This is a genomic window from Paraburkholderia sp. (assembly GCF_035501035.1).
Classification (GTDB): Bacteria; Pseudomonadota; Gammaproteobacteria; order Burkholderiales; family Burkholderiaceae; genus Paraburkholderia.
In genome coordinates this window covers 1-3,337 of record NZ_DATJWR010000030.1, presented here as the reverse complement: position 1 = coordinate 3,337, position 3,337 = coordinate 1, and the positions used below count along the sequence as shown (strand labels likewise).

The window sequence follows — 3,337 nt, the reverse complement described above, 5'->3', positions numbered from 1 at the left end:
GGCGTGAACGGGCATATCCGCGATGTCGTCGAGCAGTACGCGCTCGATGGCTACGTGGCGATCGCACCCGACGTGTTCTGGCGCACGGCACCGCGCGTCGAACTCGACTACGCGGGCGCCGACCGCGACCGCGGCATCGAGTTGATGCAGAAGACGGACGTGAAGCTCGTCGTCGAGGACATCGGTGCAACGGCCGCTGCGCTGCGCGCGCTGCCCGAGTGCACCGGCAAGGTCGCGGCGATCGGCTATTGCTTCGGCGGGCGCCTCGCCTATCTCGCGGCGGCAAGCGGCTCGCTGGATGCGGCCGTGTCGTACTACGGCGGCGGTATCCAGAACCAGCTCGACCTCGCAGACAAAGTCACGGCGCCGATCCTGTTCCACTACGCCGAAAACGATCACGCCATTCCGCTCTCGGCGGTCGGCCAGGTGAAGGAGCGCTTCGCTGGCCGCCCGAACGCCGAGTTCCACCTGTACCCGAACGCCGAGCACGGCTTCAACTGCTCGGTGCGCGCGTCGTACAACCAGCATGCTTCGGCGCTCGCGCATGGCCGCACGCTGAGCTTCCTCGCCGAGCATCTGTAATCGCTTCGTCCCTGCGGCGGCGCTTTCCTCCACGCCGCCGGCTAGCCAGCCAGGGCGCGCGCAGGCATCCTTGCATAAGCGCGCCGTGGCCGGCGTAACCGGCGCGCCCTGTTGCACGCTGTTGCGCCCGGCAGCCTTTCTGCCGGGCGCGCTTCATCTTCGCTTGCACGCTTGCCCCATCCAACGACGAGGAGTGCGCGCCTTGCAGTCCGACTATCTGGAATACGACGCCATCGGCCTCGCCGATCTCGTGCGCCGCCGCGAAGTGAGCGCGCGCGAACTGCTCGACACGGCCATCGCCCGCGCGGAAGCCACCAATCCCGCCATCAATGCCATCGTCCTCAAGGACTACGAGGCGGCGCGCCAGCGCGCGCTGCGCATCGAGGCGGCCGGCAATGGCGTCGACGCGCTCAACGACGGCCCGCTGGCCGGCGTGCCCTTTCTCGTGAAGGATCTCGGCGCGGCGGTGGCCGGCCTGCGCATGACATTCGGCAGCCGCCACTACCGCCATTACATTCCCAACGCCGACGCACCCGTGGTCGAGCGCTTTCGCGCCGCGGGCCTGAACATCTGCGGCAAGACGAGCGCCTCGGAGCTCGGGCAGATGCCCTACACCGAGCCCGAACTGTTCGGCCCATGCCGCAACCCGTGGAACCTCGATCACACACCGGGCGGCTCGAGCGGCGGGGCGGCCGCCTCGGTCGCGGCGGGCATCGTGCCGCTCGCGCATGCGTCCGACGGCGGCGGCTCGATCCGCATTCCGGCATCGTGCTGCGGGCTCTTCGGGTTCAAACCGTCGCGCGCGCTGCAGCCCGCTTCGAACGTGCCGACGCCGCCCGGCGCGCTGGGCGTCGATCTCGCGGTGTCGCGCAGTGTGCGCGACAGTGCGCTCATGCTCGACCTGATCGCCGGCGACCCGGCGCTGCCGGCCGGTGCGCCAGGCACCTTCCTCGCGGCCGCGCGCGCGCCGCTCGACGCGTCGAAGCCGCTCTCCGTCGCCCTGCTTTGCGATCCGATGTTCGCGGACACGCTCTCGCCCGAAGTGCGCGGCGCGCTCGACGATGCCGCCGAACTGGTCGCCTCGCTGGGCCACCGCGTGGAGCCATACTCGCTGCCCGTCGATTACGCGGCGGCGCGCGAGGCTTTCCTGATGCTGTGGTCGGTGGTAGCCGAGCAATACGTGCTGAACGCCGACGAAATCACGGGCACGAAGCCGCGCCGCCAGGACTTCGAGATCGCGACGTGGGCGATGGCGCACATCGGCCGCAAGCTGGGCGAGCGCGAACTGCCCGCGGCGCTCGACTTGCAGCAGCGCATCACGGCGCAGCTCGCCGACCTGATGCAGCGCTACGACGTGCTGTTGTGTCCGACGCTCGCCGCCGCGCCGGTGAAGATCGGCGCGCTCAAGCCCACCCAGAGCGAGCGCATGCAGATGCGCGCGGTCACCGCGGTGCCGGTGGAAGTGCTGATGAGAAAGATGCTGACCGAAGCCTCGAACAAGGCCTTCGCGTGGGCGGGCTGCACCGAGCTATTCAATCTGACGGGCCAGCCGTCGATGTCGGTCCCGCTCGCGTGGAATGCGCGCGGCCTGCCGATAGGCGTGCAATTTGCCGCCCGCGAGGGCAACGACGCGCTGTTGCTGCGCCTCGCGGCGCAACTGGAGGCGGCGCGCCCGTGGTTCGGCCGGCGTCCGCCGTTGCTGCAGGCCCGCCTCTAGCGCGCAGCGCCTGCAAGCCATCACACGGCGCGCGGGCGGCGCGGCGCATGCACCCATGCGTCGCGCCGCCCGCAGCACTCGTGCTTCTTTGCGTCCGCTTCTTTGCGGCCTGTTACGCCTTCTTGTTATAGGCGCTGCACCAGCCCTTGCCCGCAACCTGCTTGCCGCCGAACATCGGGCACGGCGCGAACGCGTCCGTGGGCTTGCCCTGGTAGAACGAGCAGTTGCTGCAGTCCTCGCCGGGGACGTACTTCGCGAACTTCGCCTTGTCGACCTTGGTCGCGTCGAGCTTGTAGCCGAGCGCCTGGGCGGTGGGATCGGATTCGGCAACCTTGGGGGCGTCGGCGAAAGCCTGGCGCGAAAGCGCGAGCGTCGATGCGACGCTGATGCTCGTAATCAGAAAGCTGCGGCGGGACGATTTCATGGGAGTCACTCCGGTATTGTGGGCGATTCGTTCGCTGGGTTATGCGCGGCTCGTGTGCCGCGTCAATGCCTTTACGTCGCTCTGGCGGCGGCTTCGCGGAGAAGCTTAACAACGAAGGACGCACGCGTGAGGCTGCAATGCCGGAGATAAGTGAGCCGCATGATGCGGCTCGCTGGAAGAAGGGAAAACGCGTGGTCGGCGCGATTCAGTCGATGGAAGCCATCTCGCACACGCGCTGGGCGATCGCAAGCGAAGCCGTGAGCCCCGGCGACTCGATGCCGAACAGGTTCACGAGCCCGCGCACGCCGTGCGAGGCCGCGCCCTGGATCATGAAGTCCGCGGCGGGCTCGCCCGGCCCGGAGAGCTTCGGGCGGATGCCCGCGTAGGCCGGCTGTAGCGCGCCGTCGGGCAGCGCGGGCCAGTAGCTGCGGATCTGCGCGTAGAAGGCCTGCGCGCGGTGGGGATCGACGTCGTAATCGATCGCATCGATCCATTCGACGTCGGGGCCAAAGCGCGCCTGGCCGCCCAGGTCGAGCGTGAGGTGCACACCCAGGCCGGCGGCCTCGGGCACCGGGTAGATCAGCCGCGAGAAGGGTGCGCGGCCGGCCAGCGTG

General features: G+C 69.1%; 4 protein-coding genes. 2 read left to right on the top strand and 2 right to left on the bottom strand.

The features are described 5' to 3' along the window. Both VMJ11_RS01955 and VMJ11_RS01950 read left to right on the top strand, forming a co-directional pair. Positions 1-582: dienelactone hydrolase family protein (locus VMJ11_RS01955; RefSeq protein ID WP_325616382.1), on the top strand; the 582-nt coding region annotated here is incomplete at its 5' end. A gap of 202 nt (positions 583-784) precedes the next feature. After that, the gene (locus VMJ11_RS01950) at positions 785-2,299 is read left to right on the top strand and encodes an amidase (protein ID WP_325616380.1); all 1,515 of its coding nucleotides are present in this window, start codon (positions 785-787) and stop codon (positions 2,297-2,299) included. Positions 2,300-2,411: 112 nt separating this feature from the next. On the opposite strand, the gene VMJ11_RS01945 is transcribed toward VMJ11_RS01950, so the two are convergent. After that, positions 2,412-2,723 (bottom strand): high-potential iron-sulfur protein, encoded by a 312-nt coding sequence (locus VMJ11_RS01945; RefSeq protein ID WP_325616378.1) that lies wholly within the window; start codon positions 2,721-2,723, stop codon positions 2,412-2,414. 205 nt (positions 2,724-2,928) lie between these two features. Then, positions 2,929-3,337: NAD(P)/FAD-dependent oxidoreductase (locus VMJ11_RS01940; protein ID WP_325616376.1), on the bottom strand; the 409-nt coding region annotated here is incomplete at its 5' end.